We start from the raw sequence: 25,016 nt of genomic DNA on the forward strand, positions 1-25,016 counted from the left end.
GGTCACCACAGGGGAACCGGGGATTCCCCGACGCGGTACCACCCCGGTAGCGGATCCTGCGAGGTCGACCGCTCGATGCGCTTCCGCATACCCGGCGACAGCGCGTTATCGGTGATCATGTCCATGAAAAGCGCTGCGACATTGCCGAAGTCGAAGAAGTCGCGCTGCCACGACCACTGGAAGTCGCCGCCGTAGCGAAACCAGCTGCCGCCGATGCCCTCCGGGCTGTAGTGGCGCCCGTCGGCCCGCTTGCCCTCGTTGATCTGCTTCCAGAGGCCGATCACGCAACCGCTGCGATCGTCGACGACGAACTCCTGATAGGGATACGTCCAGCCCTCCAGGCCCGCCATCTCCTGGCCGAGCGCCAGCTCCCGGATCTCGTCGCGGCCCACGGCCATGAACTCCTGGGTGGGTCCGTAGTTCCAGCCGTAGGTGGCGTCCTCGGTGTACATGCGCGCCAGCGGGCGCCAATCACCGGCGTCCTCACAGCGCTTGTTCTCGTCCACCCAGCGGCGGATCATCTCGTCGAGCTCGTCACGGGGAAAGCCGGGCATGGGAATGTCCTTCGGTCTCAGGGCTGTTGGTTGTCGTCGACGATCGTCAACGCCTGGGTCGGGCAGTACCGGACGGCGTCGCGGGCCGCTTCCAGGTCGTCGCCCGGGTCGGTGCGCAGGATCCGCACCTTGCCGTTCTTCGGCACGGTGAACACCGCGGGCGCCTCGTCCTGGCAGACGGCGTGCCCCTGGCAGAGGTCGAGATCCACCTCGATGCGCATCACCGATCTCCCTTCCCGGCGTCCGGATTCGACTCCCGCAGGGGCGCTTCGGGCTGCACCTCCACCAGCACCAGATGCGCGCCGCGCGGTGCGGCGGCCACCGTGACCACGGCGGCGGCGATATCGGAGGCCCGCAGGAAGTACGGGTGCCGCGCGAAACCGAAGCGCACCCATTCCTCCAGCATGGGGCCGATGACCTCGGGGGCGCCGTTCATGCCCATCGCGGTCTGCGTCGCGCCGGGCCGCACGATCGAGGCGCGAACGCCGGTGCCCTCCAGTTCCATTCGGAGCTGGTGCGCCATCGCCTCCAGACCGGTCTTGGCCGCGTTGTAGGCGCCCACACCCGGCCGCGGGCGGTCGGCGCAGTCGGATCCGATCACGATGAAATCGCCGCGGCGCCGGGCGACCATTCCGGGGACGACCCGGTGCGCGAGTCGCTGGGCGCCGACCAGGTGCACCTGCACCTGATGCAGGAAGGTGTCGGGATCCATATCGTAGGCGTGGCCGAATTCCAGATCACCGGCGCCGGAGACGACGATTTCGGCCGGGCCCAAGGCCTTTTCGGCGGCGGCCACGAACTTGTCCACCGAGTCGCCGTCGGCGACGTCGAGCTTGTGCGCGAAGGCCTCGCCGCCGTCCGCCCGGATCTTCTCGGCCAGTTGTTCACAGACATCCACGCGCCGGGCCCCGAGCGCGACCGGACAGCCCTGTTCGGCGAGTGCCACCGCCGTGGCGGCGCCGATACCGGACGAGGCACCGGCGATCAGGGCCGGTCGGCGAGTGGGGTGGGGTTCGAAGCGCGGCATCAGCGACCAACCTTTCGAGGCGACTCGGGCACGAGGGTTTCCACTCGGTCCCGGCGTTCGCCGGGACGACGGGGGGTTCGGTACCGGAAAACCGACATCATCGGGCCTCCACGGCGACAGGGAGTTTCGCGAATCCGCGGACGTTGGTGGAGTGCACGCGTTCGATGCCCGACTCATCGATTCCGTACGCCCGCACTCGATCGGCGAACTCGCGCAAGGCGATTCCCGCTTCCAACCGCGCCAGGTGGGCGCCGAGGCAGAAGTGCACCCCGCGCCCGAAGCTGACCAGCCCGCCCTTGTCCGCTCGCTCGATATCGTAGGTGTCGGAGTGAGCGAACACCTCCTCGTCCCGGTTCGCGGAGCCGACCAGCAGCAGCACCTTGTCCCCGGCCGGGATGGTGCCGCCGTGCAGGTCGATGTCGACCGTGGCGGTGCGGGCGAGAATCTGGCTGGAGGTGTCGTAGCGCAGCGTCTCCTCCACCCAGTGCCCGACCAGCTCCGGATTCCCGGCGACCTTCGCGTACTGCGCGGGATCGACTGCGGCCCAATACAATGCGTTGCCGAGCAGCTTCGTGGTGGTCTCGTTGCCCGCCACCACCATCAGGAACAGGAAGCCGATGATCTCGTCGTCGGCGAGCTTGTCTCCATCGATCTCGGCGTCCAGCAGCGCGGAGGTCAGATCCTCGGTGCGGGCGCGGCGGCGCTGCGCGAGCATGTCGGCGTAGTACCCGACCAGGTGCAGCGACGCCTCCATGGCGGGCACCGGGACGTCGAGCACGCCGTCCTCGCGGTGCATCACCTGGTCGGCGAGCCGTCTGAGCTCCGCACGGTCGGGCTCGGGGACGCCCATCAGCTCCGAGATGACGTCCATCGGCAGCTTGCCCGCGAAATCGTCTATCCAGTCGAAGCTTTCGCCCGCCAGCGCGGGCTCGAGGTGCTGCAGCGTCAGTTCGCGTATGCGATCGGTCATCTCGGTCACCCGCCGCGGCGTGAACCCCTTGTTGACCAGCTGCCGCATCCGCAGGTGACGCGGATCGTCCATCGCCAGAAAGGACATGGTCTTGTGCGCGTGCGGCCCCCAGGCCGCCGGATCCAGCGACACCCCGTTGGCGCTGGACAGACGCGCATGGTCGCGGAAGCCGTTCACCACGTCCGCGTGCCGTGACAACGCCCAGAACCCCAGCTCCGAATTGTGATACAGCGGCGCCTCGGCACGCAGGCGGCGGTACACCGGATACGGATCGTCGTGGAACGCGTAGTCGTAGGGGTCGAACGCGAGCGGCTCCACCGACGCCGACGCACTGGCCGATCCGGTCACCGCCACCACCTCACATTCGAGAACGAGTTCAGCCGTTCGCAGCAGCCTCGGTCAGCCACGAAAGACACATAGCTGGACATGTGTCTGGACGGTACCACCACCGTCTCGCCCCGACAACGAGTTCGGCGTATTTTTCAACACGAACCCCCAGGCCGCAAAGAACGGCGCACATTCCCGGCGCGCTTTGGCCGGGATCTCGCCAGGGACCCCCGGCCAAGAGCGCGCCGGGGATGGAAGGGATAGCGTGAACTGAAACAAGTTCTTGCGCCGCGGACTACCGCGAACCTATAGTCCGTACACGTGTCCAGACAGCATAGGAGCAACCGATGGGCAGGCTCGTCACCACCGACAGCTCGCCGCTGTTGATCGGCGGCAAACTGGTGCCGGGCGGCGCCGGGGTGTTCTCGACGATCAATCCGGCGACCGGAGAGGTGCTGGGACAGGCGGCGAACGGCGACGCCGCGGATATGGACGCGGCCATCGCCGCCGCGCGCGCCGCGTTCGACGACACCGACTGGTCGCGCGATCACGCGTTCCGGGCGCGCTGCCTGCGACAGTTGCGCGATGCGCTGCGCGGTCATATCGAGGAGCTGCGGGAGGTCACGATCGCCGAGGCGGGCGCCCCGCGCATGCTCACCAGCGGCCCGCAGCTGGAGGGGCCGATCGGCGACCTCGGATATTTCGCCGACCTGGCCGAGAGCTACGACTGGGAAACCGACCTCGGCAGCGCCGCGCCGATGGGGATCAAATCCGCTCGGAGGCTGCGCCGGGAACCGATCGGCGTGGTCGGCGCCATCACGCCGTGGAACTTCCCGCATCAGATCAATTTCGCCAAGCTGGGACCGGCGCTGGCCGCAGGTTCGACGGTGGTGCTCAAACCCGCGCCCGACACCCCCTGGTGCGCGGCGCTGGTCGGCAAGGTCATCGCCGAGGAGACCGACATCCCAGCGGGGGTCGTCGATATCGTCACCTCCGACGATCACACCCTGGGCAGCCAGCTGGTCACCGACGCGCGGGTGGACATGATCTCGTTCACCGGGTCCACCCAGACCGGGCGGGCGGTAATGGCCGGTGCCGCGGCGACATTGAAGAAGGTGTTCCTGGAACTGGGCGGCAAGTCGGCGTTCGTCGTGCTCGACGACGCCGATATCGCCGCCGCCGCAAGCTATGCGGCGTTCTCGGTATGCGTCCACGCCGGTCAGGGCTGTGCCCTCACAACCCGGCTGCTGGTACCGCGCGCCTGCTACGACGACGCGGTCGCGGCGGCCGCCAAGGCCATGCGCGGGATCGCGCCGGGTAATCCTGACGAACCCGGAACCGTCTGCGGCCCACTGATTTCCGAGCGGCAGCGCACCCGCGTGGAGCGCTACCTCGACATCGCACGCGCCGAAGGCGGAACGATCTCGGTCGGCGGCGGGCGACCGGAGGGTCCCGGCTGGTTCGTCGAGCCCACCCTGATCACCGGACTGCCCAATACCTCGACCGTGGCCCAGGAGGAGATCTTCGGCCCGGTACTGGTGGTGATCCCGCACGACGGTGACGACGACGCCATCCGGCTCGCCAACGAATCGGCCTACGGGCTGTCGGGTGCGGTGTGGGGCGCCGACCCCGACCGCATCCGCCATGTCGTCAACGGGGTGCGCACCGGGACGCTCGGGGTCAACGGTGGCGTCTGGTACTCCGCCGACGCGCCGTTCGGCGGCTACAAACAGTCCGGCATCGGCCGGGAGCTCGGCGTCGCCGGGTTCGAGGAGTATCTGGAGACCAAGCTGATCGCGACCGCGGAATAGCCGTCGAACAATCCTGCCGCAGAGGAGTTTTCATCATGGCCCGCTTCACCGGACGATCCGCGATCGTCACCGGCGCCGCCCAGGGCATCGGTGCCGCCTACGCCAGATCACTCGCCGCCGAGGGCGCCGAAGTGGTTGTCGCCGACCTCAATTCGGAGAAGGGCGAGGCGGTCGCCAAGCAGATCACCACCGACGGCGGCACCGCCGTCTTCCATACCGTAGACGTTTCCGATCCCGAATCCGCCACCGCCCTGGCGGAATTCACCGTCGGACGGTTCGGCCGCATCGACCATCTGGTCAACAATGCCGCCATCTACGGCGATATGAAGCTCGACCTGCTGCTGACCGTCCCGTGGGACTACTACAAGAAGTTCATGGGCGTGAACCTCGACGGCGCGCTGAACATGACCCGCGCCGTGTGGCAGCCGATGTCCAAGGGCGGCGGCGGATCCATCGTCAACCAGTCCTCCACCGCCGCCTGGCTCTACTCGGGGTTCTACGGCCTGGCCAAGACGGGAATCAACGGCCTCACCCAGCAACTGGCCACCGAACTCGGCGGCTCCAAGATCCGGATCAACGCCATCGCCCCGGGCCCGATCGACACCGAGGCCACCAAGACGGTCACGCCGGGCACCATCGTCGAGGACATGGTGCGCCGACTCCCCTTGAAGCGCATGGGAACCCCGGACGATCTGGTCGGCGCCTGCCTCTACCTGCTGTCCGACGAGGCGAGCTGGGTGACCGGGCATATTCTCAACGTCGACGGCGGGCAGATCTTCCGATCATGAGCGAGCGCAGCGAGCGAAACATAGGCACAGGCGACCTGTCAGCCATGAGCGACAACAGCTTTCGTGTCGGTTTCATCGGCCTGGGCAATATGGGAGCGCCGATGGCCGAGCGCCTACTGGCCTGGTCCGGCGGGCTCGTGGTCTGCGATGTGCGGCCGGACGCGACGAAAACCTTTACCGCACAGGGCGCCACGGCCGCGGCCGACGCGGCGGACGTCGCCGAGCAAGCGGCCGTGATCTCCGTCGTCGTCCTCGACGACGATCAGGTGCGGGCCGTGGTCACCGGGCCGGGCGGCATCCTGCGGACCGCCGAACCCGGCACCGTCGTCGCCGTGCACTCCACCATCAGCGACCGGACCGCGGTGGAGTTGGCCGACGAATGTTCCGAGCGCGGTGTGGAATTCGTCGACGCGCCGATCAGCGGCGGCGCCCCGGGCGCCGAACGCGGCAAGCTCGCGGTGATGGTCGGCGGCAGCGATACCGCCTTCGACCGGGTCCGCGAGCCGTTCGGCTGCTGGGCCGACCTGGTCGTGCACGCGGGCGCGGTGGGCGCGGGCACCCGGATGAAGCTGGCGCGCAACCTGCTGCATTTCGTCGCCTTCACCGCCGCGTCCGAGGCACAGCGGCTGGCCGAAAGGGCCGGGCTCGACATCACCGAGCTCGGCAAGGTGGTCCGCCACTCCGACGCGATCACCGGCGGCCCCGGCGCGATCATGCTGCGCGACACCACCGCACCGGTGCCGCCCGACGACTTCTGGTACTCGATCCTCGGCCACGTCCGCGACCTCGGCGAGAAGGACCTGTCGCTGGCGCTGGCACTCGGCGAGCGACTCGGAACCGACCTCCCCCTGGCCCGCATCGCCCTCGCGGGTCTCGGCCCCGGGCTCGGGGTCGGCGCCGGAGATATCGCAAAGGAGCAGCGATGAGTACGAACGAACACGGCGAGACGGCCGCCGAGCGCAGGCAGCGCGGCCTGACGAAGATGTCCGAGGTGTACGGCTGGGAGTTCTCCGACGGTCCGGGCGCCCACTTCGCCGTCACCGCCGACCATCTGTTCGCCGACATCTGGTCGCGCCCCGGCCTGTCCGTGCGCGATCGGCGGCTGCTGCTGCTCGGCGCGCTGACCGCCCAAGGCGCGTTCGATGTCGCCGAGATCCAGCTCGGCGCGGCGCTGCGCAACGAGGAACTCACCGACGACCAACTCCACGAGATCGCGCTGTTCCTGTGCCACTACGTCGGCTGGCCCGCGGGTACCACGCTCGACGGCGTGGTGGGCAAGGTAGTGGGTCAGCAGCGCAAGGCCGAGCGGAAGTCCCGGCCAGCGGGTGAGGCATGACGATCGGGCGCCCGGGCGGGCAACGATGAGATGGCACCGGACAATCCAGCCGAGCAAGTGAGGAACAGCAGACGATGACCGAGACCCCCACCGTGCGCCCCGCGCGCGCCGCCACGATCACGACCTGGGACTTCGAGGCCGACGTCGTGGTCGCGGGCTACGGCGTAGCGGGCGCCGCCGCGGCGATCGAGGCCGCCCGAGCGGGCGCCGACGTGCTGGTGCTGGAACGCACCGGCGGCTGGGGCGGCGCGGCCGCGCTGTCGGGCGGGTTCATCTACCTCGGCGGCGGAACCCCGCTGCAGCAGGCGCTCGGATTCGACGACACCCCGGAGAACATGGAAAAGTTCCTGGTCGCCGCGCTGGGCCCGGGTGTGGACAAGGCGAAGATCCACGATTACTGCCAGGGCAGCGTCGAGCACTTCAACTGGCTTGTCGCCCAGGGGGTTCCGTTCAAGGAGGCGTTCTGGGGCGAGCCCGGCTGGGAACCGCCACACGACGAGGGCCTGATGTACTCCGGCGGCGAGAACGCGGCCCCCTTCAACGAGCAGATCCCCCCGGCGCCGCGCGGACATCTACCCCAGATGGAGAACAAACGCACCGGCGAGAAGGGCGGCGGCTACATGCTGATGAAGCCGCTGACCGAAACCGCCGAAAAGCTCGGCGTGCGTGCCGAATACGACATCCGCCTGCAGCGCCTGGTCACCGACGACGCCGACCGGGTCGTCGGCGTGGTCGCGAAACGCTATGGCAGGCAACTGAATATCCGCGCCCGGCGCGGCGTGGTGCTGGCCACCGGCAGCTTCGCCTACCAGCAGCAGATGATCGAAGGCTATGCGCCGCGGCTGATCGGCCGACCGGGCGCGGCGATCGAGGAGCACGACGGCATCGGCATCCGCATCGCCCAAGCCCTCGGCGCCGACCTGGCCCACATGGACGCCACGGAGGTCGCCATCTTCGGCGATCCACAGCGAATGGCGCGCGGCATCCTCGTCAACGGGCGCGGCCAGCGCTACATCCCGGAGGACACCTATCCGGGTCGCATCGGGCAGGCCACCCTGCTGCAGCAGGACAACCAGGCCTTCCTGATCCTCGACGAGGAGGCGCTGGAGGCGGCCGACGCGACCGAGACCTCCACCCCGTTCTTCCGGCAGCCGCCCACCTGGGTCGCGGAGTCGGTGGAGGAGTTGGAGGCCGAAATGGGCCTGCCCACAGGCACTTTGCAGTCCACGGTCGAGATCTACAACCGGCACGCCAAGGACGGGGTCGATCCGGTGCTGGGCAAGAAGCCGGAGTGGGTCAAGCCCGTCGGCGCCCCGCTCGCGGGGTACGACATGCGCGGCTTCACCGCGGGATTCACCCTCGGCGGCCTGCGCACCGACCTCGACTCGCGCGTACTGCACGTCTCCGGGGACCCGATCGAGGGACTGTACGCCGCCGGGCGCTGCACCTCCGGCATCTGCGCGGGCGGCTACGCCAGCGGCGCCTCGCTCGGCGACGGCAGCTTCTACGGCCGCCGCGCGGGCGTGGCGGCGGCAACTCAGGAAGCATCCCACACCCCGGCTGCGGGGAACTGAAAGGACCACGGGCCCATGCGTTTCGGCATCGTCTTGTTCACCAGCGACCGCGGGATCACCCCCGCCGCGGCCGCGAAGGCCGCGGAGGAGCGTGGCTTCGCCTCGTTCTTCGTGCCCGAGCACACCCACATCCCGGTGAAACGCGAAGCGGCACACCCGACTACCGGCGATGCCAGCCTGCCCGACGACCGCTATATGCGCACTCTCGACCCGTGGGTGGCGCTGGGTACCGCCGCCGCGGTCACCGAGCGCATCGAATTGTCCACGGCCGTGGCGCTGCCCGTCGAACATGACGTGATCACGCTCGCCAAGTCCATCGCGACGCTCGATCACCTGTCCGGCGGGCGGGTCAGCCTCGGTGCCGGATTCGGCTGGAACACCGACGAGCTCGCCGATCACGGCGTACCGGCCAACAAGCGTCGCACCGTGTTACGGGAGTACCTCGAGGCCATGGAAGCCCTGTGGACCAAGGAGGAAGCCGCCTACGACGGCGAGTTCGTGAAGTTCGGGCCCAGCTGGGCGTGGCCGAAACCGGTGCAGCGGCACGTTCCGGTGCTGATCGGCACGGCCGGGACCGAACAGGGCTTCCGCTGGATAGCCCGCTCGGCAGACGGCTGGATCACCACGCCCTACGAGCAGGCGACTCTGCTGGAACGGCTGGCTCTGCTCGCCAAGGCCTGGCAGGACGCGGGCCGCAGCGGGCAGCCGCGGGTGGTCGCCCTCGATGGCAAACCGGACCCGCAGCGCCTGTCCGAATGGGAGGCGGCCGGGGTCACCGATGCGCTGTACGGGCTGCCGGACAAGTCCGAATCCGACGTGCTGGCCTACCTCGACCGGCTCGCCGCCAAGCTCGCCCCGCTCGGGCTGACTGCCTGAGAAGCCCTATTTCCTTGCCTGTTTCGACCACCGGAGAAAACGTGCGCATAGCCCTGCTGTCCTACCGCAGCAAGACCCACTGTGGCGGGCAGGGGGTCTATGTCCGGCATCTCGGCCGCGGCCTGGCCGAACTCGGCCACCGGGTCGAGGTGTTCTCCGGCCAGCCGTATCCGGACCATCTCGACCCCCGGGTGACGCTCACCGAGGTGCCCAGCCTGGACCTGTACCGGGAGCCCGACCCGTTCCGCACGCCCCGCCCCGGCGAGATCCGCGACCGGATCGACCTGCTGGAGCTGGGCACCATGTGGACCGCCGGATTCCCGGAGCCGCGCACCTTCAGCCTGCGCGCCGCCCGGCTGCTGCGCTCGCGCGCGGCGGATTTCGATGTGGTGCACGACAATCAGTGCCTCGGCACCGGATTGCTCGACATCGCCCGGCGGCTGCCGCTGGTATCGACCGTGCACCACCCGATCACCCGCGACCGAGCGCTGGACCTGGCCGCCGCGCCTTGGCGGCGCAAGGCGTTCGTGCGGCGCTGGTACGGCTTCCTCGGTATGCAACAGCGGGTGGCGCGGCAGATCCCCGACCTGATCACGGTGTCGTCGTCCTCCGCGGCCGATATCGTCGACGATTTCGGTGTCGACGCCGAGCAGTTGAACGTGGTGCCGCTGGGTGTGGACACCGAGCTGTTCCGCCCGCGCGGACGCCGTGTGCCGGGCCGGGTCGTCGCGGTCGCCAGCGCCGACAAGCCGTTGAAGGGCATCGGTCACCTGCTGCAAGCCGTCGCGCGGCTGCGCCTTTCGCACGATCTCGAGCTGCGGCTGGTGGCCAAGTTGGAACCCAATGGCCCGACCGAGAAGCTCATCGCCGAACTCGGACTGTCCGATGTCGTCACCGCCTCGGGCGGCCTGACCGATCTCGAGCTGGCCGAGCTGCTGGCGTCGGCCGACATCGCGTGCATTCCGTCGATGTACGAGGGCTTTTCGCTGCCCGCGGTCGAGGCGATGGCCAGCGGCACTCCCCTGATCGCCAGCCGCGCCGGGGCGCTGCCGGAGGTGGTGGCCGACTGCGCGGAACTGGTCGAACCGGGGAATGTGGACGAGTTGGCTCACACGATCGGCCGACTGCTGGACGCGCAACGGCGCCGGACCGAGCTGGGCACGGCCGGGCGGCGCCGGGCGCTCGCGGTGTACAGCTGGGAATCCGTTGCCGCGCAGACCGTTTCCGTCTACGAGCAGGCCATCGGCCGCCGAACCAGCGAGGAGATCATCACATGCTGACCGTCGACTTCGACCGCCTGGGCGTCCGGCCCGGCAGCCGCGTGATCGATGTGGGCTGCGGGCAGGGTCGGCACTCCTTCGAGGCGTACCGGCGCGGCGCGGATATCGTCGCCTTCGATCAGAACGCGAGCGATCTGGCCGACGTGAAGCTCATGTTCGGCGCGATGGTCGAGGCGGGCGAGGCGCCGAATTGTGCGAAAGCCGAAGCGGTGCAGGGCGATGCGCTGGCCATGCCGTACGAGGACGGCGAGTTCGACGTGGTCGTCGCGTCGGAGATTCTCGAGCACATACCGGACGACGACCGCGCCATCACCGAGCTGGTGCGGGTGCTGAAACCCGGTGGGGCCCTCGCGGTCACCGTGCCGCGCTGGTTGCCCGAACGCATCTGCTGGCTGCTGTCGGACGAATACCACGCCAACGAGGGCGGACACGTCCGCATCTATCGCGCCGACGAGCTGCGGGCCAAGATCTCCGGGCGGGGTTTGCGATTCATCCACAGCACGCACGCCCACGCGCTGCACTCGCCGTACTGGTGGCTGAAGTGTCTGGTGGGTGTGTCGAAGTCCGACAGCCGGGTAGTCGAGGCATATCACCGATTGTTGGTGTGGGACATGATGAAACGACCCTGGCAGACCCGCTTCGCCGAGACCGCCCTGGATCCGGTCATCGGCAAGAGCGTCGCGCTGTACTTCACCAAACCGGCGGTGCGCCGTGCGTGACCTGCCGGAGGTATCCGGCGTACTCAGCGCCGCGCAGTGCCGCCGCACCGCCGAATCCATTGCGGCCGAGCAGGAATCGGGCGGTGCGGTGCCGTGGTTCAGCGGCGGCCATACCGACCCGTGGGATCATATCGAGAGCGCCATGGCGCTCACGGCGGCCGGACTGCTGGACGCGGCGCGAGCCGCTTACGAATGGTCCGCACGCACCCAGCGAGCCGACGGCTCCTGGCCATTGCAGTTTCGCGCCGGCGCGGTCGAGAACGCCGATACCGACACCAACTTCTGCGCCTACATCGCCACCGGCGTCTGGCACTACTACCTCCGCACCGGCGACCATTCCTTCGCCGCCGCGATGTGGCCGACCGTGCGCGCCGCCATCGACTACGTCGCCACCATGCAGCAGGGGCGCAACGGCGAGATCTATTGGCTGCGTTCCGACTCCGGCGTGGTGCCCGAGGCGCTGCTGACCGGGTGCTCGAGCATGTTCCACAGCATCCGCTGCGCCTCGGCGCTGGCCGAACTGGTCGGAGATCCGCAGCCGGACTGGGAAGTCGCGGCGCTGCGCCTCGGTCACGCCCTCCGGCACCACCCGGAGTCGTTCGCCGAGAAGGACCGCTACTCGATGGACTGGTACTACCCGGTGCTGTGCGGGGCGTACCGCGGCGCCGACGGCGCGGAGCGAATCGACTCCCGCTGGGGCGATTTCGTCGTCGGCCGGATCGGTATCCGCTGCGTCGCCGATCGCCCCTGGGTCACCGGCGCGGAAACCTGCGAACTGGTCCTGGCGCTGGACACCCTCGGCGACCGCCGACGCGCGCACCGGCTGCTGGCGTCCATGCAGCATTTGCGCGAGCATGACGGATCTTATTGGACCGGACTGGTTTTCGCGGACGGCAAACGCTGGCCGGAGGAGCGCACCACCTGGACCGGCGCGGCGATGATTCTGGCCGCCGACGCGCTGTCGGACGCCACACCCGCCGCGGGGATCTTCCGCGACCCCGCCGCGCCGATCGACATCACAGCCGGATTCGCCTGCGACTGCGTCGGTTCCCGCCGATAACCCCGGTCAGCCGCGCGAGGTTCGGGCGCGCACGTGGATGCGCTCGCCGTGCTTGCCGAAGAGGCTGAGGACCTCGACGTCGCCGCGCCCGGCCGCGCCGAACCAGTGCGGCACCTGGCAGTCGAATTCGGCGGCCTCTCCCGCGGACATCACGAAGTCGTGCTCGGCGAGCCGGACGCGCAGCCGCCCGCGGAGCACGTAGAGCCACTCGTAACCCTCGTGGGTCCGCAGGTACGGCTCCTTGTCGTGTGCGGGAATCGTCATCTTGTAGGCGCGCGGGTCGCCACTGTGGCGCGACAGCGGGATCAGGATCCGGCCGTCCTTGCTGGTGGGGTGCTGCGGCACCCGGGGATCGACGATGCGGGGCGCGGTGACGATCTCGTCCAGGGGAATTCCCAGGGCGGCGGTGATCGGCAGCAGGAGTTCCAGGCTCGGCTTGCGCTGCCCCGACTCCAGCCGGGACAGGGTGCTCGTCGAGATGCCGGTGACCCGGGTGATCTCGGCCAGGCTGACACCTTTCTTTTCCCGGGCCCGGCGCAATCGGGGCGCGATCTGCTCGATCGCGGCACCCACGCTCGGCTCGTCCATGCGCCCAGTCAACCAATGCGTCCCGGAATCGGCAACAGTGTTTGTCATTTCCGGGCCGGTCTCCCGATGCTCTGAGCGGAGGTGATCCGGATGAACATTACAACGGATACGACGAGAAATGCCCGTGCACAGCGCTTTCGGGGCGGCCGGGCGGACCGGCTACCGGCCGGGGTGTACCTGCTGGGCTTCAGCCTGTTCGCGATGGGCAGCGCCGAGTTCCTGCTGGCCGGAGTCCTGCCGGAGGTCGCCACCGACTTCGATGTCACGCTTTCCTCGGCCGGGATGCTCATCACCGCGTTCGCTTTGGGCGTCGTGTTCGGCGGGCCGCCCTTCGCCGTCCTCAGCCTGCGCTGGCCCCGGCGCACCGCCCTGGTGGCAACCCAGGGCGTCTTCGCCGCGGCGGTCGCCGTCGGTCTGCTCGGCAACTACCAGGTGCTGTTGGTCAGCAGGGCGGTTGCCGGATTGGCCTACGCCGGATTCTTCGCCGTCGCCTCGGTCACCGCGATCAGCCTGGTGACCCGAACCGCAACGCCCGCGCGTCCGGAGTCGTGGTCAGCGGCCTCAGCGTGGCCATGATCGCGGGCGGCCCCGCGGGGACCGACCACAGCAAGCGCGCCTGACAACCTGCCCTCATGTCCGGCACGCTTTGGCCGAATCCACCGCGGCCCGTGTGGGTCCCGGCCACAGCACGCCGGGAATGAGGGTGGTGAACGAACGTGAGCCGCGTATCCCGCGCGCTACGTCTGCCCGCCGCACCCTGTGTGGCGTTCCAGGATGCGCATCGAGCCGATCACCGACGCCTCGCGAAACTTTCCGCTGTCCAAGGCTTTTCGGTAGATGTGGTACGGGGCCTGGCCGCCGTCGCGGGGGTTGGGGAAGACGTCGTGGATGATGAGGGCGCCGCCTGCGGCGACCCAGTGGGCCCAGTTGTCGTAGTCGCGATGGGCCGCTTCCTCCGTGTGGCCGCCGTCGATGAACAGGAGGCGGATCGGGGTGCGCCACATGCGTGCGACCGTGGCGGAGGCGCCGACGACGCCGATGACCGTGTCGGTGAGACCGGCGCGCACGATCGACCGACGGAATGCGGCGACGGTGTCGAATCGTCCGGTCTCCGGGTCGACCAGGGAGCTGTCGTGATATTCCCAGCCCGGCTGGTGTTCCTCCGAGCCGTGGTGGTGATCGATCGTGTACACCGTCGCGCCGGTTTCGCGGGCCGCGGCACCGAGGTAGATCGCCGACTTGCCGCAATAGGTCCCGATTTCGACGACGATGCCGTCACCCGCATACCGCAGCACCGCCTCGTACAGCGTCCTCCCCTCCTCGATCGGCATGAAACCGGTAGTTTGCTCGGCAAGGTCGAACAATTCTTCCGAACCAACGGGAGTCGCCGAATCGGCACGGGTCATGAGGGGCGGACCTTTCTGTCGGCACGTGGCACACGGCCGGTGTCGCGGGCCGTGCGAGTTGCCTGTAAGAGGTGTCCATAGTAGCATCCAGACACGTGTCCGATCCCTTGCCCGTCAGCATGGAGGCGACTCGGCGCCGCCTCACCGAGAAGCAGGCCGACACCGTCGACCGGCTCACTCGGGCCGCGCTCGAGGTGCTGTCCCGCGAGGGTTTCGCAGGGCTGACGGTCCGGATGGTCGCCGCCGCGGCCGGAGTGGGCACCGCCACCGCGTATACGTACTTCTCCTCCAAGGAACACCTTGTGGCGGAGGTCTTCTGGCGCCGCTTGGCCGCGACGCCGCCGCCCGCCGACGACGATTCCGGCACCACCGCTCGGGTCGTCGCGGTGCAGCGTCAGATCGCCATGCTGGTGGCCGACGAGCCCGCACTCGCGGGCGCGGTGACCAGCGCGCTGCTGGGCACCGACCCGGACGTGGCGCACCTGCGGGTGCGCATCGGATCCGAGATCCGCAAGCGCCTGGTCACAGCACTGGGCGACAATGCCGATCCGGAAGTCGTGGAAACACTGGAACTCCTCTACGCGGGCGCCCTGGTCCGCGCGGGCATGGGCTACGCGTCCTACGTCGAAATCGCCGACCGGCTCGAAAAATCCACTCTCCGAGTGCTGGAGTAATCGATTCCACACCGGGAATGTGCGGGTCGCGGCATGCCAGAAAACGCGGGGGTCGCGCTGGGGTGCCGCCTTGCACCCGATTCTGCTCCGAGACCGTCGAGCACCTTGCCGTGGATCGGCTTCCGTAGTACCGTCCAGACACGTGTCCATCACAGGTGGATCCGGTACGGCGGAAGGATTTCCGATGACGCTCGTCAAACCGCGGCAGGTGTCCGGCGACAATCATGAACACGGCCATCTGGAGGAGTTCCGCACCGATCCGATCGCCCTGATGCGCCGGGTCCGCGCGGAGTGCGGCGATGTGGGTTCGTTCCGGCTGGCCGACAAGGACGTGATCCTGCTGTCGGGCTCGGAGGCCAACGAGTTCTTCTTCCGCGCCGCCGACGAGGACCTGGACCAGGGCGCGGCCTACCCGTTCATGAAGCCGATCTTCGGCGAGGGCGTGGTGTTCGACGCCAGCCCGGAGCGCCGCAAGGAGATGCTGCACAACCAGGCGCTGCGCGGCGAGCACATGCGCGGGCACGCGGAAACCATTGCGCACGAGGTAGATCGGATGCTGTCGCGCTGGGGCGACGAGGGCGAGATCGATCTGCTGGAGTTCTTCGCCGAGCTGACCATCTATACCTCCTCGGCCTGTCTGATCGGCAAGAAGTTCCGCGACGAACTCGACGGGCGGTTCGCGCATCTGTATCACGAACTGGAACAGGGCACCGACGCGCTGTGCTACGTCGACCCCTACGCACCCATCGAGAGCTTCCGCCGCCGCGACGAGGCGCGCGCCGAACTCGTCGAGCTGGTGCAGGGCATCATGAACGGCCGGATCGCGAATCCACCTGCGGGCAAGGACGATCGGGACATGCTCGACGTGCTGGTGTCGATCCGCGACGAACAGGGCAACCCGCGCTTCTCGGCCAGTGAGATCACCGGCATCTTCATCTCGATGATGTTCGCCGGGCACCACACCACATCGGGGACCGCGGCCTGGACGGTGATCGAACTGCTGCGCCACCCGGAGCAGTTCGCGAGCGTCGCGACCGAGCTGGACGAGCTGTACGCGGACGGCAAGGACGTGAGTTTTCATGCACTGCGGCAGATTCCGCAACTGGAGGCGGTGCTCAAGGAGACGCTGCGACTGCATCCGCCACTGATCATCCTCATGCGGATCGCGCGCGACGAGTTCGAGGTGTGCGGAAACCGCATCGCGCCAGGCGATCTCGTGGCCGCCACCCCGGCGGTGTCCAATCGCATCCCCGAAGACTTCCCGGACCCCGACAATTTCGATCCGGGCCGCTACCTCGACCCGAACCAGGCCGATCTGGTCAACCGCTGGACCTGGATCCCGTTCGGCGCCGGGCGGCACCGCTGCGTCGGCGCGGCCTTCGCGCTCATGCAGCTCAAGGCGATCTTCTCGATTCTGTTGCGGGACTGGGAGTTCGAGATGACCCAGCCCTCCGACAGCTACCGCAACGACCACTCCAAGATGGTCGTACAGCTACAGCAGCCCTGCGCCGTGCGCTACCGCCGCCGACGCTGACCCACCCAAAGGATCCATAAGACGCGCTAAACGTCATACCCCGCGCGGGTGCGCCCAACGTCATTCCCCACGCGGGTGCGCCCAACGTCATTCCCCACGCGGGCGGGCCCAACGTCATTCCCCACGCGGGCGGGCCCAACGTCATTCCCCACGCGGGCGGGCCCAACGTCATTCCCCACGCGGGCGGGCCCAACGTCGTTCCCCGCGTGTGGGCACGCCCCACCTCATTCCCGACGCCTGGGCACGCCCCACGTCATCCCCGCGTGTGGGCACGCACGCCCCCTCATTCCCGGCACGTTTTCGGCCGGGATCTACAGCGCAGCTTCAATGGCGGACACCACCGCCGGGTCCTTCGGCTCGGTGCGGGGGCGGAACCGGCCCACCACCTTGCCGTCGCGATCGACGAGGAATTTCTCGAAGTTCCACTGGATATCGCCCGCCTCGCCCTCGGCGTCGGCGGTCTGCGTCAGTTCCCAGTACAGCGCATGCCGCCCGTCGCCGTTGACGTCGGTCTTCTCGAGCAGCGGGAAATCCACACCGTAGGTGGTCGAGCAGAACTGCTCGATCTCCGCGGCCGTACCGGGCTCCTGGCCCATGAACTGGTTGCACGGCACCCCGACCACGCTGAATCCGCGCGGGCCGTAGGTCTGCTGCAGCTCCACCAGGCCGGTGTACTGCGGGGTGAGACCGCACTTGGAGGCCACGTTCACCACCAGCAGCGCCTTGTCCCCTGCCAGTTCGCCGAGCGTGGTGGGTTCGTCGGAAAGGGTACGTACGGGAATGTCACGAATAGTCACAGGGGCGATGATAGGACGAATCAGGAGTACTCGACCTGCCAGTGCTTGATGCCGTTGATCCAGCCCGACCGCAACCGCTCCGGCTCGGAGCGCTGGCGCAACTCGGGCATGGCGTCGGCGATGGCATTGAACATCAGGTCGATCTCGAGCCGGGCCAGATTCGCGCCCACGCAGTAGTGCGCCCCGGTCCCGCCGAACCCGAGGTGCGGATTGGGGTCACGCAGGATGTCGAAGCGGTGCGGCTCCTCGAACGCCGCCTCGTCGAAATTGGCCGAGCTGTAGAAGATTCCGAGCCGCTGCCCCGCCTCGATCCGCTGCCCGCCCAGCTCCACGTCCCGGGTCGCCGTGCGCTGGAACGCGGTGACCGGCGTCGCCCACCGCACGATCTCGTCCGGCGCGGTGCGCGGGCGCTGGTCGCGGTACAGCTCCCACTGCTCGGGATGGTCCACGAAAGCCTTCATACCGTGGGTGATGGCATTGCGCGTGGTCTCGTTGCCCGCCACGGTCAGCAGTATCACGAAGAAGCCGAACTCGTCGGATCCCAGTGCCTCCCCGTCGATATCGGCGGTGACCAGCTGACTCACGATGTCGGCGACCGGACTGTTGCGCCGCTGCTCGGCCATGGCCCAGGCGTAGCCGAGGATCTCGGCCGACGCGGCGGTGGAGTCGCCGTACTCCGGATCGTCGTAGCTGAGCATCTGATTGGACCAGTCGAACAGCTTGTACCGATCGTCCTGCGGCACACCGAGCAGTTCCGCGATCGCCTGCAGCGGCAGCTCGCAGGCGACCTGCTGCACGAAGTCGCCGCCGCCGGATGCCTTTGCCGCGTGCACGATTCGCTCGGCCCGCTCGGTCAGCGCCGCCCGCAGCCCCTCCACCGCCCGCGGCGTGAAGCCCTTGGAGACGATGCGGCGGATCTTGGTGTGCTTGGGCGGATCCATGTTGACCAGCAGCGAGTCGTTGGTCATCTGCATCTGCTCCGGCGTGGTGTAGCCGGGCAGCCGGATGATGGCGCCCTTGCGGTGCGACGAGTAGACATCCGCGTGCCGGGAGATCTCCCGGATGTCCTCGTGGCGACTGACCACCCAGTACCCGGCGTCGTCGAACGGCGCCGCCTGCTCGGGCGTCTGATCGTTCCACCAGACCGGCGCGGTGCGTCGCAACGCGGCGAATTCCGCGACGGGACTGCGGGTCGCCCACAGCCCGGGATCGGTGAAATCGAATCCGGCAGGTAGTCCGGGATCTGCTGCGGCCGGAACGGGCACGGCTCCTCCTCAGTGTTCGCAGCGTTGCGAACCGAGACGAAAATGGAACGAGTTCTATATAGATTGAAGCACTATCGCGCCCAACTGAACAGGTGTCTGGGCAGGATTCCGAAAGATCGTCTTACACCATCGGCCCGAGAGCGCGCTGGATGCCGGCCGGAAGCCCCGATCGATGGCGGATCTTCACTAGAATTAGAACTTGTTCTACAGTGATCTCGGGCACGCTCCCGGGCGGCCTTGCGCCGCCGACGACTACTTCGAGGATGAGGTAAGCACTATGACCGACTCTCCGCGCAGCGCGGATGCGACCGAAGCCGATTACATCGTCGTGGGCGCGGGCAGCTCCGGGGCCACCATCGCGGGCCGGCTCGCCGAGCACGGGGCCCGCGTGATCCTGCTGGAGGCCGGGCGCAAGGACAACACCCGCCTGGTGACCATGCCCGGCGCGATCACCATGGTGCACACCGTCCCGCAGCTGAAGAAGCGCGTGACCTGGAAGCAGTACTCGGTGCCGCAGAAGTTCGCCAACGACCGCGAGATCCCGATGACCCGCGGCAAGGTGCTGGGCGGCTCGAGCTCCGTCAACGGCATGCTGTTCGTGCGGGGCAACCGGGCCAACTTCGATTCCTGGGCGGCCGAGGGCTGCGAGGGCTGGAGCTACGACGACGTGCTGCCCGCCTACAAGCGCCTGGAGAACTGGGAGGACGGCGCCAGCGAGGTGCGCGGCAGCGGCGGCCCGATCGAGGTGACCCGACAGAAGGACCTCACGCCGATCTCGCAGGAATTCATCACCGCCGCCACCGACACCCTCGGGGTGCCCCGGATCGCCGACTACAACGGCGAATCGCAGGAGGGCATCAGCGTTTTCCAGCAGAGCGTGCGCTATGGCCTGCGCTACAGTTCCGCGCGCGGCTACCTCACCAACATGCCGAACCCGAACCTGACGGTGCTGACGAACGCGCACGTCGCGCGGGTCGTCATCGAGGGCGACCGGGCGACCGGCGTCGAGGTCATCGAGAAGGGCGGGCGGCGCATCATCCGCGCGGCCAAGGAGGTCGTGGTCTCCGGCGGCGTGATGGGGTCGGCGCAGATCCTGATGCTGTCGGGCGTCGGCCCGGCCGCGCAGCTGCGCGAGCTGGGCATCGACGTGCACGCGGACCTGCCGGTCGGCCAGAACCTGCACGACCACCTGTTCGTGCCGATGACCTTCCTCTCCAAGAAGGCGATCCACCGCGGCATTCCCACATACTTCGCGCGCGGCATCATGCGCGAGCTGCGCAACCCGGGCAGCTCCTGGTTCGGCCGCACCGTCTTCGAGGCCTGCGGATTCGTGAAAACGACTTTCGCACAAGATATTCCGGATATGCAGATCCATACCCTGCCGTGGAGCTACCCGGTGCCCAACCAGGACGAGGACAAGCTGCACATGGTGGACCGGCGCGCCGGGCTCACCATCTTCCCGACCCTGATCTATCCCAAAAGCCGCGGCGAACTGCGGCTGGCCTCGGCCGACCCCTTCGACTCCCCCGTGATAGACCCGGGCTACCTGTCGGATCCGGCCGATACCGAATTCCTCGTCGAGGGCATCCGGATGATCCGCGAGATCATGGCCAACAAGGCGATCGCGGGCGATATCACCGAGGAGTACACCCCCGGTCCCGCCCTGCAGGAGGAGACGGCGCTGCGCCGGGAGCTGCCCAACCGCGTGCACTCGGTCTACCACCCGGTCGGCACCTGCCGGATGGGCGTCGACGAGCGCGCCGTGGTCGACCCGCAGCTGCGCGTGCGCGGCATCGAGGGCCTGCGCGTCGCCGACGCATCGATCATGCCCAGCATCACCGGCGGCAACACCAACGCCCCCTGCTACATGATCGGCGAGAAGGCCGCCGATTTCATCACCGCCGACGCATAACCCCACCCACCCCACTCACGACTCCTCGGCACGGGTGCAACGACGTTCAGGCCGGAACACACTGTTCGGTCGTTGGATCCGTGGATCGAGTGCTGGGCGATGCCCCACTGACTGGCGTGAGTGAGCTTTCGAGCGAACCCTCAGCATCGCATGCCCGGCGCGCGGCGAACGCGGGCAGCGCGACCGGTGCGGTGCTGGTCCTGCGAGTCGGGATTTCGCGGCGCCGACCTGCGGTTCGAGTGGTAGGCGACGGTCGGGAACAGATGAGGACCGTTGCGTGTTGTGGATAGTGCCGCTACCGTAGGCATCGTCGTCATCTTGTGGACGCAGGTCGACACAACCCTCCGCACAGGGCCCATCCCTTCCCGCAGGATTTCTTCACCTCCCGGTTCGTCCGCTCTCGCAGCGCTCGTAGCGCTATCCGGATCGATCCGAGTTCCTCCGCGGCCGCGCCGCGATTCCGGCCTCGCCGCGACCACGATGACCACTCACTCATTCCTACATTCAGGAGAAACACCATGGAACAGAACACGATTCACAGATCTGACGGCGACAACGACGCCGCGAACTCGTCGAGCAGACCGGTCACCGGCATCCTCGACATCACTGACAACCGAGCGAGACTGCACGTCGACGGCTATCTGGCCGGTCCGGGCGATGCCCATGTGACGATGCGCATGGTCCGGGAAAACGGCCTGCGCCGGGGCGATTCGGTCACCGGGGTCCTCGGGTCCGGGCGCGACGGCGTCGCACACGCCCCGCTGGTGCGGGTCGACACCGTCAACGGGCTCGCACCCGCGCAGGCGCGGTCCCGGCCGCACTTTTCCGAATTGGTCCCCATCTATCCACAGGACCGGTTGCGGCTGGAAACCGAACCGCACGAAATGACCACGCGCGTCACCGATCTCGTCATGCCGATCGGGAAAGGCCAACGCGCCCTGGTCGTCGCGCCGCCCAAGGCGGGCAAAACCTCTGTGCTGCAATCGATCGCGCACGGCATCACCAAGAACCACCCCGAATGCCAGCTGATGTTGGTGCTGGTCGGCGAGCGCCCGGAGGAGGTCACCGACCTCACCCGCGCGGTACCCGCCGATATCGCCGCCGCCACCTTCGACCAGCCGCCGCGCGAGCATGTCGCGGTCGCGGAGCTGGCCATCGAACACGCCAAGCGGCTGGTCGAGATGGGCCGGGACGTGGTGGTCCTGCTGGATTCGCTGACCCGCCTCGCCCGCGCCTACAACCTGGCCTCGTCCGCATCTGGGCGCATCCTGTCCGGCGGTGTGGACGCCGCCGCGCTGGCGCCGCCGAAGAAATTCCTCGGCGCGGCGCGCAATATCGAGAACGGCGGCTCGCTCACCATCGTCGCCTCCGCGCTGGTGGAGACCGGCTCGGTCGCCGACACCGTGATCTTCGAGGAGTACAAGGGCACCGGCAACGCCGAGCTGAAGCTCGACCGCCGCACCGCCGAACGCCGCCTGCACCCCGCGGTCGACATCGCGCAGTCGAGCACGCGCAAGGACGACCTCCTGCTGCATCCCGACGAGGCGGCCGCCATCCAGACGCTGCGCGGCACGGTGGCCGGGCGCGACCCGCAGCACGCGCTCGAACTGCTGCTGACCGGCCTGCGGCAGACCGATACCAACGCGGAATTCCTCGCCGGCATCCGCGCGGCCGGTGCCTGACGCACGCGTCGGAAACACCCTCTGACCACCGAGATGTTGCGCTGGATTAGCCGGGTACCTACTCGAGGGTAGCCTGTTCCTCGGTGGTAGGCATCGAGTAGGTCGTGCCGACCCCGGCACGATCTGGAGGTGTTCTTGCAACGGCTGGCTCCCGGCACGACCGGTGAACGGATCTCGTTGAACGCGTCCACCCGGAGGGCACGGTGATGTCGCGAGAGGAATTCTTGCGCCGCGTGCGCGACGGGCTGATGTCCCTGCCCGACGACGAACGCACCGTGCCGGTGCCGCGCCACTACCGCAGGGATCCCGAGGAGGTCTCGGCCGCGGATCGCTCGGCACTGGTGGAGCTGTTCGTCGAGCGGCTGAAACACTATGGGGCTCAGCCGGTCCCGACCATCGAGCCGGACATCGCCGAAACCGTCAACACGGTGCTGCGCGAGAACGGCGCCACCTCGGTCACGGCGCCCGACGGGCTGCCCGGGGAATGGCTCGAGCGCTGGGCGGAGACGCACGGGCATTGGATCGTCCCCGAGCACCCGCAGCGCTTCGCCACCGATCTCGGCCGAGTCGATGCCGTGATCACCACATGCACCGGGGCGGACGCCGACTCCGGAACGATCGTGCTCGACGGCGGCCCCGGTCAGCGGCGGCGCGACTCGACCCTGATTCCCGGCTGCCACGTCTGCGTGGTGCGCACCGACCAGATCGCGGCCTCGCTGCCGGAAATTCTCGACCGGCTGGACTCCCGCCGCCCCATCACCTTCATCGGCGGGCCGTCGGCGAACGTCGACCTCGAACTCGCCCGCGACCGGGGCGAGCCCCGCCCGGGGAACCTGATCGTCGTCCTCGTCGAATAAGCCCGATCGCAAGCGCTCCTTAAGCCCTCGACAAGGTCCCGACGGCATTGTCTGTATCGACACCGGATCACACGGTGGTACCCACCGCCGGGTGGTGGGCCCGCGGGCGGGGCACGTCTCGAGGGGTGCCGTGCCCCACCCGTCCCGCCCCGCCGCGCTCCTGTCGATCGAGGGGACGGCAGGATCGCGGCCAGGGAGGTCTACGCCCGTCCAGAAACGTCCGTCACCTGCGCCGATGCACCCTGGCGGACGGTGGCGGACGTGCCCATACTTCGCGGATTGTGACACGTTGTGACACAGAACGGCCCGCGCTCCAGCCTGGTGGAGTGCGGGCCGTTCTTGGTTCCGGTAAGACAGCGACACGGAGCGTCGGTGTTGCCGATACGACGAGCTCGTCAGCCGGGGATGTCAGCGCCTTCGGAGACGGCGCGCCACCTGACCGCCCAGGTGGACTCGCGATCGGCCTCGGGCATCGCTGCCAAGGCGGCGAGAACTTCGGCCCGTCCTTGCTCCTTGGCCCCCGCGATCCACAGCACACGCCCGCGTTGCAGGGCGAAGAACGCTGGGTTGTACCAATACGCCCACGACGGTTGATCTATCCCGTCCAGGCCCTCGGTCGCGCGGTCAGCCTTGTGCAGCAGGCGCAGCGCCCTACCCGAATCGCCGGAGGCAGCAACGAACTTCGCCAGCTGATACATGTCGTAGGCCCGTACCGACGGGTGTACCCCGGTCACCTCCAGCGCGGCAGTGGTGAGGTCCATCGCATCACTGAGGCGGCCCTGCTCCCGCAGGCTGTAGGCGCGGAAGCTCAACACATGTGCATAGTGGCTGCGATCAGTGGTGTCGTCGGCCAGGTCCGCGCTGTCGGCAACCTGATTCGCAGCCAGCGCCCGAGCCAATCCGTCGATACCCCGCGCGACCGGGAGCACGAGCGCTGCTCCGGCCGTGTCTTCCAGCCGCCTGGAACGCTCCAGAATCGCCGAGATGTCTTCGAGTGATGACGAACCTGCCGCCGCGGGGTCGGCGGTCGTACGCGCCAACCTCTCGACGTCCACAGCGGCCAAGCCCAGGGCAGGGTCCTGCAGCACCCCCCCGATATGCCTCAATCACGCTGTCGTTCACTGGCTTTCGGCCATTCTCGATCAGCGACAGATTCCCGGGCGTGTAGTTGATGAGCCCCGCCATCTGCCGTAGCCCGATGCCCGCCACGGTGCGTAGCTCTCGCAGCAGCGGGCCGCTGACCTGACCGGAAAACACTGGTAAACGGTATCCCGGTTCCGGTGAGGGTGTGCTGCAACCAGGGTTGTTGGTAAGCCCCGCCGCCGAGTCGTAGCCGAAACACCCCCGGTCCGGCTCCCCGGCGGTGGGTGCCTCACCACCGACCGCGATGCAGGGAGGGCAAAGTGTCAGACGGGCCTTGGATCTACACGTCCGCGTGCGCGATAGCGGGCATGGACGGTGACAAGCTTGTGCAGGTCAGGTGCCCGTCGCGGTTCTGCCCGCCGGGGATGCTCGTGCCCGCCGACCGTGCCGCAAGCGCACAAGATCATGCAGCAGCACATCCTGTGCACCCCGGAGTTCTGCGCCCGCAAACGCGAAGCCCACCGGGTACTGGTCGAGGCGGGCATCATCCGGCTACGAACACGAAAACGACTGCTGCGCAACAACATTGACACACGGCGGCCCGCCCTGGGTCGATAGGGGAAGCCTGATGACGACACCACCGACAGCATCCGAGCTGGTAGACGCGATGCTCGGCATCCTGCCCGAGCAACACCCCGCGCTCGACGTGCTCAGAGCGGCGTTCGCGCTTGCGAACTTCCGCGACTGGTACACCCCCGACGACCTGTTCACCCTCTCCGGCGAACCGGGGTCGGAGATCCTCGGCCGCCTGGGGCTAGGCGATCGCTGGATGTGTCGGCTGCCAGCCTGAAGGGACCACCGGTTTGCCATGAGCATGGGACCGGGTTGCGTCCGGT

The 25,016-nt window shown here is 68.2% G+C and carries 24 protein-coding genes and 1 pseudogene; 16 read left to right on the forward strand and 9 right to left on the reverse strand.

All coding sequences use genetic code 11. The features are described 5' to 3' along the window. Positions 1-2 precede the first annotated feature (2 nt). From ACYVLQ_RS23460 to ACYVLQ_RS23475, 4 genes are all read right to left on the reverse strand, one after another. Positions 3-554, reverse strand: a complete 552-nt coding sequence (locus tag ACYVLQ_RS23460) for a nuclear transport factor 2-like protein (protein ID WP_460699664.1) — start codon at positions 552-554, stop codon at positions 3-5. A gap of 17 nt (positions 555-571) precedes the next feature. After that, positions 572-775: a ferredoxin gene (locus ACYVLQ_RS23465; protein WP_460699665.1), complete on the reverse strand. Its 204-nt coding sequence runs from the start codon at positions 773-775 to the stop codon at positions 572-574. Continuing rightward, the gene (locus ACYVLQ_RS23470; protein ID WP_460699666.1) at positions 775-1,581 is read right to left on the reverse strand and encodes an SDR family oxidoreductase; all 807 of its coding nucleotides are present in this window, start codon (positions 1,579-1,581) and stop codon (positions 775-777) included. Before ACYVLQ_RS23470 ends, ACYVLQ_RS23465 begins: the two co-directional genes overlap by 1 nt. Before the next feature lie 97 nt (positions 1,582-1,678). Then, on the reverse strand, positions 1,679-2,899 hold the full coding sequence (locus ACYVLQ_RS23475) for a cytochrome P450 (RefSeq protein WP_460699667.1): 1,221 nt from the start codon (positions 2,897-2,899) through the stop codon (positions 1,679-1,681). A 326-nt stretch (positions 2,900-3,225) separates the two neighbouring features. Between ACYVLQ_RS23475 and ACYVLQ_RS23480 the strand changes: the two genes are divergently transcribed. The 9 genes from ACYVLQ_RS23480 (at position 3,226) to ACYVLQ_RS23520 (ending at position 12,322) form a co-directional block, all read left to right on the forward strand. Beyond that, entirely contained in the window at positions 3,226-4,689 is a 1,464-nt protein-coding gene (locus ACYVLQ_RS23480; RefSeq protein WP_460699668.1) for an aldehyde dehydrogenase, read from the forward strand. Positions 4,690-4,724: 35 nt separating this feature from the next. Then, complete coding sequence (locus ACYVLQ_RS23485) at positions 4,725-5,477, forward strand: SDR family oxidoreductase (protein ID WP_460699669.1); 753 nt, start codon at positions 4,725-4,727, stop codon at positions 5,475-5,477. Positions 5,478-5,521: 44 nt separating this feature from the next. Next, entirely contained in the window at positions 5,522-6,403 is an 882-nt protein-coding gene (locus ACYVLQ_RS23490; protein WP_460699691.1) for an NAD(P)-dependent oxidoreductase, read from the forward strand. Continuing rightward, positions 6,400-6,813: a carboxymuconolactone decarboxylase family protein gene (locus ACYVLQ_RS23495; RefSeq protein WP_460699670.1), complete on the forward strand. Its 414-nt coding sequence runs from the start codon at positions 6,400-6,402 to the stop codon at positions 6,811-6,813. Before ACYVLQ_RS23490 ends, ACYVLQ_RS23495 begins: the two co-directional genes overlap by 4 nt. Positions 6,814-6,887: 74 nt before the next feature. Next, the gene (locus ACYVLQ_RS23500) at positions 6,888-8,387 is read left to right on the forward strand and encodes an FAD-dependent oxidoreductase (protein WP_460699671.1); all 1,500 of its coding nucleotides are present in this window, start codon (positions 6,888-6,890) and stop codon (positions 8,385-8,387) included. A 15-nt stretch (positions 8,388-8,402) separates the two neighbouring features. Further along, on the forward strand, positions 8,403-9,263 hold the full coding sequence (locus ACYVLQ_RS23505; RefSeq protein ID WP_460699672.1) for an LLM class F420-dependent oxidoreductase: 861 nt from the start codon (positions 8,403-8,405) through the stop codon (positions 9,261-9,263). A 41-nt stretch (positions 9,264-9,304) separates the two neighbouring features. Continuing rightward, positions 9,305-10,543 (forward strand): glycosyltransferase family 4 protein, encoded by a 1,239-nt coding sequence (locus ACYVLQ_RS23510; protein WP_460699673.1) that lies wholly within the window; start codon positions 9,305-9,307, stop codon positions 10,541-10,543. Continuing rightward, positions 10,537-11,262, forward strand: a complete 726-nt coding sequence (locus ACYVLQ_RS23515; RefSeq protein WP_460699674.1) for a class I SAM-dependent methyltransferase — start codon at positions 10,537-10,539, stop codon at positions 11,260-11,262. Before ACYVLQ_RS23510 ends, ACYVLQ_RS23515 begins: the two co-directional genes overlap by 7 nt. Beyond that, positions 11,255-12,322 (forward strand): glucosidase family protein, encoded by a 1,068-nt coding sequence (locus ACYVLQ_RS23520; RefSeq protein ID WP_460699675.1) that lies wholly within the window; start codon positions 11,255-11,257, stop codon positions 12,320-12,322. The genes ACYVLQ_RS23515 and ACYVLQ_RS23520 overlap by 8 nt, the downstream gene beginning before the upstream one ends. 6 nt (positions 12,323-12,328) lie before the next feature. Here ACYVLQ_RS23520 and ACYVLQ_RS23525 read toward each other — a convergent pair whose 3' ends face one another. Further along, positions 12,329-12,910, reverse strand: coding sequence for a helix-turn-helix domain-containing protein (locus tag ACYVLQ_RS23525; protein WP_460699676.1), 582 nt, complete (start codon positions 12,908-12,910; stop codon positions 12,329-12,331). Positions 12,911-13,000: 90 nt separating this feature from the next. On the opposite strand from ACYVLQ_RS23525, the gene ACYVLQ_RS23530 reads away from it, so the two are divergent. Next, positions 13,001-13,486 (forward strand): MFS transporter, encoded by a 486-nt coding sequence (locus ACYVLQ_RS23530; protein WP_460699677.1) that lies wholly within the window; start codon positions 13,001-13,003, stop codon positions 13,484-13,486. Positions 13,487-13,647: 161 nt separating this feature from the next. On the opposite strand, the gene ACYVLQ_RS23535 is transcribed toward ACYVLQ_RS23530, so the two are convergent. After that, on the reverse strand, positions 13,648-14,316 hold the full coding sequence (locus tag ACYVLQ_RS23535; protein WP_460699678.1) for a class I SAM-dependent methyltransferase: 669 nt from the start codon (positions 14,314-14,316) through the stop codon (positions 13,648-13,650). 119 nt (positions 14,317-14,435) lie between these two features. Between ACYVLQ_RS23535 and ACYVLQ_RS23540 the strand changes: the two genes are divergently transcribed. After that, positions 14,436-14,990: a TetR/AcrR family transcriptional regulator gene (locus tag ACYVLQ_RS23540; protein WP_460699692.1), complete on the forward strand. Its 555-nt coding sequence runs from the start codon at positions 14,436-14,438 to the stop codon at positions 14,988-14,990. A 184-nt stretch (positions 14,991-15,174) separates the two neighbouring features. Next, on the forward strand, positions 15,175-16,524 hold the full coding sequence (locus tag ACYVLQ_RS23545; RefSeq protein WP_460699679.1) for a cytochrome P450: 1,350 nt from the start codon (positions 15,175-15,177) through the stop codon (positions 16,522-16,524). 311 nt (positions 16,525-16,835) lie between these two features. Here ACYVLQ_RS23545 and ACYVLQ_RS23550 read toward each other — a convergent pair whose 3' ends face one another. Both ACYVLQ_RS23550 and ACYVLQ_RS23555 read right to left on the reverse strand, forming a co-directional pair. Further along, entirely contained in the window at positions 16,836-17,321 is a 486-nt protein-coding gene (locus tag ACYVLQ_RS23550; RefSeq protein WP_460699680.1) for a glutathione peroxidase, read from the reverse strand. A gap of 20 nt (positions 17,322-17,341) precedes the next feature. Further along, entirely contained in the window at positions 17,342-18,586 is a 1,245-nt protein-coding gene (locus tag ACYVLQ_RS23555; protein WP_460699681.1) for a cytochrome P450, read from the reverse strand. Positions 18,587-18,863: 277 nt separating this feature from the next. Between ACYVLQ_RS23555 and ACYVLQ_RS23560 the strand changes: the two genes are divergently transcribed. From ACYVLQ_RS23560 to ACYVLQ_RS23570, 3 genes and pseudogenes are all read left to right on the forward strand, one after another. Next, complete coding sequence (locus tag ACYVLQ_RS23560; protein WP_460699682.1) at positions 18,864-20,498, forward strand: GMC family oxidoreductase; 1,635 nt, start codon at positions 18,864-18,866, stop codon at positions 20,496-20,498. Between the two features lie 422 nt (positions 20,499-20,920). Beyond that, positions 20,921-22,180 (forward strand): annotated as a pseudogene (locus tag ACYVLQ_RS23565) (transcription termination factor Rho, short form); the annotation flags it as partial. Positions 22,181-22,386: 206 nt separating this feature from the next. Next, entirely contained in the window at positions 22,387-23,037 is a 651-nt protein-coding gene (locus tag ACYVLQ_RS23570) for a LutC/YkgG family protein (RefSeq protein ID WP_460699683.1), read from the forward strand. Between the two features lie 395 nt (positions 23,038-23,432). Here ACYVLQ_RS23570 and ACYVLQ_RS23575 read toward each other — a convergent pair whose 3' ends face one another. Continuing rightward, positions 23,433-24,092, reverse strand: a complete 660-nt coding sequence (locus ACYVLQ_RS23575; RefSeq protein ID WP_460699693.1) for a hypothetical protein — start codon at positions 24,090-24,092, stop codon at positions 23,433-23,435. A 656-nt stretch (positions 24,093-24,748) separates the two neighbouring features. On the opposite strand from ACYVLQ_RS23575, the gene ACYVLQ_RS23580 reads away from it, so the two are divergent. Then, entirely contained in the window at positions 24,749-24,970 is a 222-nt protein-coding gene (locus ACYVLQ_RS23580) for a hypothetical protein (protein WP_460699684.1), read from the forward strand. Positions 24,971-25,016: the final 46 nt, after the last annotated feature.

It is taken from the genome of Nocardia thraciensis, assembly GCF_054782435.1.

Excerpts from the sequence above, each read along its gene's own strand:
- ACYVLQ_RS23460 (WP_460699664.1), bottom strand. The coding sequence starts at position 554 with ATGCCCGGCTTTCCCCGTGACGAGCTCGACGAGATGATCCGCCGCTGG.
- ACYVLQ_RS23465 (WP_460699665.1), bottom strand. The coding sequence starts at position 775 with ATGCGCATCGAGGTGGATCTCGACCTCTGCCAGGGGCACGCCGTCTGC.
- ACYVLQ_RS23470 (WP_460699666.1), bottom strand. The coding sequence starts at position 1,581 with ATGCCGCGCTTCGAACCCCACCCCACTCGCCGACCGGCCCTGATCGCC.
- ACYVLQ_RS23480 (WP_460699668.1), top strand. The coding sequence starts at position 3,226 with ATGGGCAGGCTCGTCACCACCGACAGCTCGCCGCTGTTGATCGGCGGC.
- ACYVLQ_RS23485 (WP_460699669.1), top strand. The coding sequence starts at position 4,725 with ATGGCCCGCTTCACCGGACGATCCGCGATCGTCACCGGCGCCGCCCAG.
- ACYVLQ_RS23490 (WP_460699691.1), top strand. The coding sequence starts at position 5,522 with ATGAGCGACAACAGCTTTCGTGTCGGTTTCATCGGCCTGGGCAATATG.
- ACYVLQ_RS23495 (WP_460699670.1), top strand. The coding sequence starts at position 6,400 with ATGAGTACGAACGAACACGGCGAGACGGCCGCCGAGCGCAGGCAGCGC.
- ACYVLQ_RS23500 (WP_460699671.1), top strand. The coding sequence starts at position 6,888 with ATGACCGAGACCCCCACCGTGCGCCCCGCGCGCGCCGCCACGATCACG.
- ACYVLQ_RS23505 (WP_460699672.1), top strand. The coding sequence starts at position 8,403 with ATGCGTTTCGGCATCGTCTTGTTCACCAGCGACCGCGGGATCACCCCC.
- ACYVLQ_RS23515 (WP_460699674.1), top strand. The coding sequence starts at position 10,537 with ATGCTGACCGTCGACTTCGACCGCCTGGGCGTCCGGCCCGGCAGCCGC.
- ACYVLQ_RS23525 (WP_460699676.1), bottom strand. The coding sequence starts at position 12,910 with ATGGACGAGCCGAGCGTGGGTGCCGCGATCGAGCAGATCGCGCCCCGA.
- ACYVLQ_RS23530 (WP_460699677.1), top strand. The coding sequence starts at position 13,001 with ATGAACATTACAACGGATACGACGAGAAATGCCCGTGCACAGCGCTTT.
- ACYVLQ_RS23535 (WP_460699678.1), bottom strand. The coding sequence starts at position 14,316 with ATGACCCGTGCCGATTCGGCGACTCCCGTTGGTTCGGAAGAATTGTTC.
- ACYVLQ_RS23540 (WP_460699692.1), top strand. The coding sequence starts at position 14,436 with ATGGAGGCGACTCGGCGCCGCCTCACCGAGAAGCAGGCCGACACCGTC.
- ACYVLQ_RS23545 (WP_460699679.1), top strand. The coding sequence starts at position 15,175 with ATGACGCTCGTCAAACCGCGGCAGGTGTCCGGCGACAATCATGAACAC.
- ACYVLQ_RS23560 (WP_460699682.1), top strand. The coding sequence starts at position 18,864 with ATGACCGACTCTCCGCGCAGCGCGGATGCGACCGAAGCCGATTACATC.
- ACYVLQ_RS23570 (WP_460699683.1), top strand. The coding sequence starts at position 22,387 with ATGTCGCGAGAGGAATTCTTGCGCCGCGTGCGCGACGGGCTGATGTCC.
- ACYVLQ_RS23580 (WP_460699684.1), top strand. The coding sequence starts at position 24,749 with ATGACGACACCACCGACAGCATCCGAGCTGGTAGACGCGATGCTCGGC.